Origin of the sequence: Janibacter anophelis NBRC 107843 (assembly GCF_001570945.1) — a bacterium.
GTDB lineage: Bacteria > Actinomycetota > Actinomycetes > Actinomycetales > Dermatophilaceae > Janibacter > Janibacter anophelis.
The window spans coordinates 20,940-27,398 of record NZ_BCSQ01000048.1 but is presented as its reverse complement, the minus strand read 5'-3'; the positions used below and the strand labels follow the sequence as shown (position 1 = coordinate 27,398).

Annotated in this window: 7 protein-coding genes and 3 pseudogenes; 7 read left to right on the top strand and 3 right to left on the bottom strand. The window is 68.9% G+C overall.

The window, feature by feature from the left end; translation table 11 throughout:
• The 6 genes and pseudogenes from JAN01S_RS17180 to JAN01S_RS12560 form a co-directional block, all read left to right on the top strand.
• A pseudogene (locus JAN01S_RS17180) lies at positions 1-955 on the top strand (hypothetical protein); the annotation flags it as partial.
• A 5-nt stretch (positions 956-960) separates the two neighbouring features.
• Positions 961-1,347 (top strand): hypothetical protein, encoded by a 387-nt coding sequence (locus JAN01S_RS12575; RefSeq protein ID WP_068318815.1) that lies wholly within the window; start codon positions 961-963, stop codon positions 1,345-1,347.
• Positions 1,348-1,411: 64 nt separating this feature from the next.
• Positions 1,412-1,565: pseudogene (locus tag JAN01S_RS16690) on the top strand (IS256 family transposase); the annotation flags it as partial.
• A gap of 410 nt (positions 1,566-1,975) precedes the next feature.
• Complete coding sequence (locus JAN01S_RS12570; protein ID WP_068318812.1) at positions 1,976-3,208, top strand: globin domain-containing protein; 1,233 nt, start codon at positions 1,976-1,978, stop codon at positions 3,206-3,208.
• 95 nt (positions 3,209-3,303) lie between these two features.
• A complete protein-coding gene (locus JAN01S_RS12565) occupies positions 3,304-4,182 on the top strand; it encodes a crotonase/enoyl-CoA hydratase family protein (protein WP_068318810.1) in 879 nt (292 codons plus the stop codon).
• Complete coding sequence (locus JAN01S_RS12560) at positions 4,179-4,451, top strand: hypothetical protein (protein ID WP_157075730.1); 273 nt, start codon at positions 4,179-4,181, stop codon at positions 4,449-4,451. The genes JAN01S_RS12565 and JAN01S_RS12560 overlap by 4 nt, the downstream gene beginning before the upstream one ends.
• A gap of 11 nt (positions 4,452-4,462) precedes the next feature.
• On the opposite strand, the pseudogene JAN01S_RS12555 reads toward JAN01S_RS12560, so the two are convergent.
• Positions 4,463-5,053: pseudogene (locus JAN01S_RS12555) on the bottom strand (dihydrofolate reductase family protein); the annotation flags it as partial.
• 27 nt (positions 5,054-5,080) lie between these two features.
• Positions 5,081-5,629 (bottom strand): NYN domain-containing protein, encoded by a 549-nt coding sequence (locus tag JAN01S_RS12550; RefSeq protein ID WP_068318804.1) that lies wholly within the window; start codon positions 5,627-5,629, stop codon positions 5,081-5,083.
• Positions 5,630-5,666: 37 nt separating this feature from the next.
• Between JAN01S_RS12550 and JAN01S_RS16930 the strand changes: the two genes are divergently transcribed.
• Positions 5,667-5,855, top strand: a complete 189-nt coding sequence (locus JAN01S_RS16930; protein ID WP_157075729.1) for a DUF8730 family Cys-rich protein — start codon at positions 5,667-5,669, stop codon at positions 5,853-5,855.
• On the opposite strand, the gene JAN01S_RS12545 is transcribed toward JAN01S_RS16930, so the two are convergent.
• The gene (locus tag JAN01S_RS12545) at positions 5,856-6,428 is read right to left on the bottom strand and encodes a TetR/AcrR family transcriptional regulator (RefSeq protein WP_068318801.1); all 573 of its coding nucleotides are present in this window, start codon (positions 6,426-6,428) and stop codon (positions 5,856-5,858) included.
• Between the last annotated feature and the right edge of the window lie 31 nt (positions 6,429-6,459).

The window sequence follows — 6,459 nt, the reverse complement described above, 5'->3', positions numbered from 1 at the left end:
GGCAACCGAACAGCTGCTGCACACCGGCGGGTCCGGACTCGCTGGACCCATCGCGCTCGAAGTCGGTGAACGCCTCGGAATCTGGGAAGACGGTCGCGGAGAAGCAGGCGACGTCATCCAACTTGAGTCCGACGCTCCGGTCGGGACCCACCCCCAGGTGAGGCAACCGAACTCGCTCGAGGAGATCATGCTCAGCACTTCCGACGCGTACCAGAATGACGGGCACGTCCGTATCACCACGATTACACACCCGGACGGGACGCGCGCGTACATCGTGAACACGCCCGGAACCCAGAACTGGGGCCGGGGGACAACGGACAACCCGCTGGATGCACTGGGCAACCTGAGCACAGTCAACGGCTCCTCGAGCGCATCGACGCAGGCGGTCTGGGCCGCCATGGAAAAGGCAGGCATCCCACCCGGCTCTCCCGTGTTGATGGCAGGTCACTCCCAAGGTGGGATGATCAACCAGACGCTGATGTCTGACCCTCGATTCACCGAGCGCTTCAACGTCACCCACGCCGTGACCTACGGCTCCCCCGTCGACGCCATCCCAGACACCTCGGGCGCAAGGCAGCTGCACTTGGCGCACGACAAGGACGAGGTCCCTAAGGTCGACTACGGCAACTTCCCCAAGCCCAGCAGGTTGAGTGACAACGCCGAAGTGGTCACACTCCCCACTCCGGACGGGGTCTATGAACACTCCGCTGGTGAGTACCTTGGTTTGGGTCAACCATTCGGCACGCCTGACTCCACCAGGCCCCCTGGGTCGGTCAGCGATCTCGGCACTGCCGTGAAGGAGGCCCACAGTCACGAGCGCTACGCCGAGTCTGTGTCCCGCTCGAACGATCCGCGTATCGACGCGTTCGAGGATGACTTGGACAACTTCATCGTCCCCAGCGGAGGGGATTCGAAGGTGTCTGCCGTCGATGTCGAGATCCGCAGAACCAAGTAGGAGAGATGACTATCTTCACGCGACGTACCGCCTTGCTGGGCATCCCCGCTGCACTGATTGGGCTGTCTGCGTGCAGCAGCGAACCGCCCATGGACGAAGCCGAGGTCAATCGCAGGGTTTCTCAGGTCGAGGGGGTCACCTCTGTCGACATCGCCGTCAAGAGCAGCGGCGTCACTGATTGGTCGCTCAGCGGCACGATCGGGCTCCCCGAGGACGATGCACAGGCTCGCGCGGTGTACGAAGACTGCCTCCGCGCGATCGCCTCGGTTCCTACCTCGTCCGATGTGCCCATGGGCGTCTATGTTTACGGTGAGTCGGCATCCGGTCAGCTCGACCCCGCAGCTGTCGGCGCTCCGGACCGGACCACCAGCCTGAAGGAACACTTCAGCTGAGCGGCCCGCCAGCAGGCCACTCGACCTAAGCTCAACGCGCGTACGCGGAGTTGAGTCCCCAATAGTGGTCGGAGCCGTCCTAGCCGAGCAAACCGACGAAATGGGCCGAAGGCCGGCGCTACCTCGGCCTCGACGTCCTCGCCCGCTGCCGCATCACCATCGTGCCCACCACCGACACCCACATCGGAGATGATCACCTCCCCACACTGACCGCCTGAACCCTCACGGAGGAGTACACAGCGCTACACCACCTGAGGGGACTTGACCGGCCGGAATTCCGCTGTGGGTACTTGGGGCTGCTCGTCCTGGGGACCGTCACCATCTTGGCCGTGAGCCATGGCCTTGATCCGTTGTAGCGCCCAATCGGTCTGACCCCTCCCTCGCGCGGGTCTCCGGGCCATGGCTCTGAGCAACGTGTTGGTGCAAGGGGGGTCGCACCCCCTGGTGCGGCGCCCTTCGTCGTGCTCGGGCGTCGCAGGCGCCGATTAAACACGGCTTAATTTGTTATTTAATCCAATCGCGAGAAGACTGGCCCCGACCGTTGCGGGGCAACGTGATCCACACGGGGCGCTGGTGCGACGCAACGGGTGTGGCGCGAAGGCCGCGTCACCACTCCAGGAGGTTGCTCGTGCTGTCTGCCCACGCCGTCGAGATCGTCCGGTCGACCCTGCCCGTCATCGGGGCACGGATCGACGAGATCACGCCGATCTTCTACCGCCGGATGTTCGCGGCCCACCCGGAGCTGGAGCGGGACCTCTTCAACCGTGGCAACCAGGCCCAGGGTGACCAGCAGCGGGCCCTCGCCGGCGCCATCGCCGCCTATGCCGGCCTCGTGGTCAACCACGACGCGCCCGAGGTGGACGCGCTCCTGTCGCGCATCGCCCACAAGCACGCCTCCCTCGGCATCTCACCCGAGCAGTACCCGATCGTCCATCGGCACCTCTTCGAGGCGATCGCCCAGGTGCTCGGTGACGCCGCGACGCCCGAGGTCGTCGAGGCCTGGGACGAGCTGTACTGGGACATGGCGCACGCCCTCATCCGGATCGAGCAAGGGCTCTACGCCCGGTTCGGCGTCGAGCCCGACGAGGTGTGGCAGGAGCTCGTCGTCACTGAACGGCGCCACGAGTCGGCCGACACCGTCGCCTTCATCGTGGCCCGGCCCGACGGGGAGTCGCTGCCCGGGTCGCTGCCCGGCCAGTACGTCTCCGTGCAGGTGACCCTGCCCGACGGAGCGCGCCAGATCCGCCAGTACAGCCTGACGAGCTCGCCCGACAGCCCGACGTGGCGCTTCACCGTCAAGGCCGTCCGCGCCACGGATCTGGACGGCAGCCCCATCCCCGCCGGCGAGGTCTCGAACTTCCTCCACGACGACGTCTTCGAGGGTGATTCCCTGCGCGTCTCCCTCCCGTTCGGTGACCTCGTGCTCGAGGGGGGCGACGACCCTGTCCTGCTCGTCTCCGCCGGGATCGGGTGCACGCCGATCATCGGCATGCTCCACCACCTCGCCGAGGAGGGCACCGACCGCCAGGTCACGGTCATGCACGCGGACCAGTCCCCGGCGCGGCACGCGCACCGCCGCGAGCTGGCTGAACTCGTCGGCCGCATCGACGACGCCCGGCTCCACCACTGGTACGAGGACCTCGGATCCCGTCGGATGACCGAGACCGTGCGGCAGGGCCGGATGCACCTCGAGGAGGAGCACATCGACCCGGACGCCCACGTCTACCTGTGCGGGCCGTTGCCCTTCATGGAGGTCGTCCGCGCTCAGCTCGCCGAGCAAGGCGTCCCCGAGACACACATCCACTACGAGGTCTTCGGCCCGGACACCTGGGTGCCGCACGCGGAGCCGGCCGCGGTCTGACGGTCGCAGGACGGGACCGGTGGGACACGCGGGGCTCAGCACCTCCTGGTGCGGCGCCCTTCGTCTGGTCGGCCCGGGACTGGCAGAGTCGGGCCATGACGTACTCGACGATCCGGCACGACCTCGACGACGGGGTCCTCACCGTCACCCTCGACCGGCCCGACCAGCTCAACTCCTTCACGCCCCGGATGGCCGATGAGCTGGAGCGGACCTTCCGCGAGGTCAACGACGACGACGCGGTGCGCGCGGTCATCGTCACCGGCGCCGGACGGGCCTTCTGCGCCGGGATGGACCTGACCAAGGAGGGCAACGTCTTCGGCCTCGACGAGGCGATGACCCCGTCCCTGGCCGACATGCAGCGGCTCGAGGACCCTGCGCTCATCGACGGCGTCCGCGACACCGGTGGTCGGGTCACCCTCGCGATCCACGACTGCCGCAAGCCGGTCATCGGTGCCATCAACGGTCCGGCCGTCGGCATCGGCGCGACGATGACGCTCGCGATGGACGCCCGTCTGGTCTCGTCCCAGGCCAGGGTCGGTTTCGTCTTCGGCCGGATCGGGATCGTCCCCGAGGCCGCGTCCTCGTGGTTCCTCCCACGCATCGTCGGGCTGCCGGCCGCCCTCGACCTCGTCCTGTCCGCCGAGATCCTCGACGCGCAGTCCACCGTCGACGTGGGGCTGGCCACGGGACCCCACGACCCGGAGGCTCTGCTCCCTTCGGCCCGCGCGCTCGCCGACCGCTGGACGAAGGGGAGGTCTCCCGTCGCCACCGCCCTCGCCCGACAGATGATGCGGCGCAACGCCGCCCGGGAGCACCCGGTCGAGGCGCACCGGGTCGACTCGCTCGCCATGTTCCACACGAGCATCGGCGACGGCAAGGAGGGCGTGGCGGCCTTCCTCGAGAAGCGGGATCCGGAGTTCACGGGGCGGGCCTCGCGGATGCCGGACTTCTACGACGAGTGGATCGACGGATGAGCCAGCCGCCACTGCCCGGTCAGCCGCATCCTCCGTCCGCGACGCCCGAGAACCAATCCGTTCGGGTCGTGTCGACGGTGGTGATGGGCAGCTTTGCGGCGATGGGCCTGGTGGCAGGCGTGGGCATCCTGCTGTGCGGGGGTCTGGGGATGGTCATGACGGGCACCACGGACACGGGTGCGGGAGCGATGATGGTCGTCGGCCTGGTGATCATCGTGATCAGCTTCCTCCTGCTGGCCGGAGCCCTCCTCCCTTGGCGGAACGACTGACCACAGCCCGCTCAGCCCCGCACGGGGCGATAGGTCATGTGGGTGACCAGCGGCGTGGCGCGGACCGTGACCCGCTCGAGCCGCTGCGGGGGCACGCCGTCGAAGATCCGCTCGCCCGCCCCCAGGACGTGCGGCGTCACGTGGAGCCGCAGCTCGTCGAGCAGGCCAGCGGCGAGGAACTGGTTGGCCGTGCCGGCACCACCCGCGACCGAGACATTGCGGTCGCCGGCCGCGGTCCGGGCCCGCTCGAGCGCGACCTCGATCCCCTCCGTCACGAAGTGGAAGGTCGTTCCGCCGAGCATCTCGATCGGCTCGTGCGGGTAGTGCGTCAGGACGAAGACCGGCCCGTGGTAGGGGGGCTCGTCGCCCCACCAGCCGCGCCAGTCGCGGTCCCACTCGCCGCGCACGGGGCCGAACATGTTGCGCCCCATGATCGTCGCGCCGGAGTCGACGATCGCGTCGACCTCGGCCCGGTTGTCCTCGTAGCCCTCGAACATCCAGGCGTGTAGCGCGCCCTCGTCGATCTCGCCCATGGGCATGGCCTCGCTCTGGCGCGGTCCCGCGGCGAAGCCGTCCGCGGAGACCGCGATGTCGGTGTAGACGAAGCCCGTGGCGGGCCCCCTTCGTGCCTAGATGAACTCGAGCGGGTCGAACTCGTCGATCTCGATGACCCGGACGCGCGGCAGCCGGCTCTTGAAGGCCGAGACGTCGTACTCGAGGTCGAAGAACTCCATGCCGTCGATCTGCCGCAGCCCGTTGGCCATGAACTCGCCGAAGCCGACGACGCCGATGCGCCGCGCCTCGTCGCCGGCCAGGGCCTCCATCTGCGGGGCGAAGTCGTTGTCGTGGCTGACGAGCATGACGTCGGCGTCGCGCTCGAGCAGCGCCTCGGCGGTGCGCTGGATCGCGATGTCGACGACCTTGCCTTCGCCCCGCAGCGGGACGGGCCGGTAGCCCATCGCGAGCAGTGCCTGGACGAAGGAGGCCGGCAGCTCACCGGCGACGGCGAGGAAGAACAGGCCCCTGACCGGCTGGTCCCAGGCTGCCTCGGTGTACTCGAGCAGCGTGTTCCACCGGGGGCGCTCCTGCGGCTCGGGACGGCGGCCGAGGACCGAGACCCCGAGGGTCGCGTCGATGTTTTCCCCGTCGACGAGCAGGTAGGTGGTGCGATCGGCCATGGAATGACCCTACTGGGACCACCGGGTCCGACGCGCCGTGCCGACCACCTACGCTGATCCGGACGATCGACGAAGGGGAGTGGTGACCATGTGCATGCCGGTGCAGTGCCAGCGGTGCGGGAAGACGACGTGGAGCGGGTGCGGTGAGCACGTGGCCGACGTGCGCGCCCAGGTGGCCGCGGACAACTGGTGCCAGTGCCCGGAGAACGCCGACCCCAAGGCCTGATCAGCGCAGCGTCACGTGCACCTGCGGTGCGCGGCCGTCGGCGCCCGAGAGCTGCCAGAGCCGGTCGAGCGCCGGCTGCAGGAGCCAGGTGCCGAGTTGGCGCACGAGCACGGTGACCGCCTGCTCCGCCACGGGCGCACGACTACCGGCGATGCCGTGGTCGCGCAGCCGCTGGGTCTGCAGGATCTGCGTGTCGAGCATCTTGCGCACCAGGCGGGTGTCGTCGCTGCCGGGCGTGACGACGACCCGACGCAGGTAGTCGACGACGTGCGGGTTGCGCACGAACATCGCGTGGATCGCCCGGTCCCGGTTCGCCACCACCGTCGCGACCGGCCCCTCGAGCGGCACCGCGTCGAGCGTGTCGACGAAGAGGGCGACGACCCCGTCCTCGACCGCCTCGTGCAAGCCGTCCTTGCTGCCGAAGTAGTGCCCGACCAGACCCGGGGCGACTCCGGCGCTGCGGGCGACCTCGCGCAGGCTCGTCGCGGCCACGCCGCGCTCGGCGAAGAGGGCGAGCGCGGCGGTGCGGATGCGCTCGCGGGTGTCCTCGGCGGTCGTGGCACGTGAACTCACGGGGACCTCCCTTCGGGGTGATCGTGAACTC

Excerpts from the sequence above, each read along its gene's own strand:
- JAN01S_RS12575 (WP_068318815.1), top strand. The coding sequence starts at position 961 with ATGACTATCTTCACGCGACGTACCGCCTTGCTGGGCATCCCCGCTGCA.
- JAN01S_RS12565 (WP_068318810.1), top strand. The coding sequence starts at position 3,304 with ATGACGTACTCGACGATCCGGCACGACCTCGACGACGGGGTCCTCACC.
- JAN01S_RS12560 (WP_157075730.1), top strand. The coding sequence starts at position 4,179 with ATGAGCCAGCCGCCACTGCCCGGTCAGCCGCATCCTCCGTCCGCGACG.
- JAN01S_RS12550 (WP_068318804.1), bottom strand. The coding sequence starts at position 5,629 with ATGGCCGATCGCACCACCTACCTGCTCGTCGACGGGGAAAACATCGAC.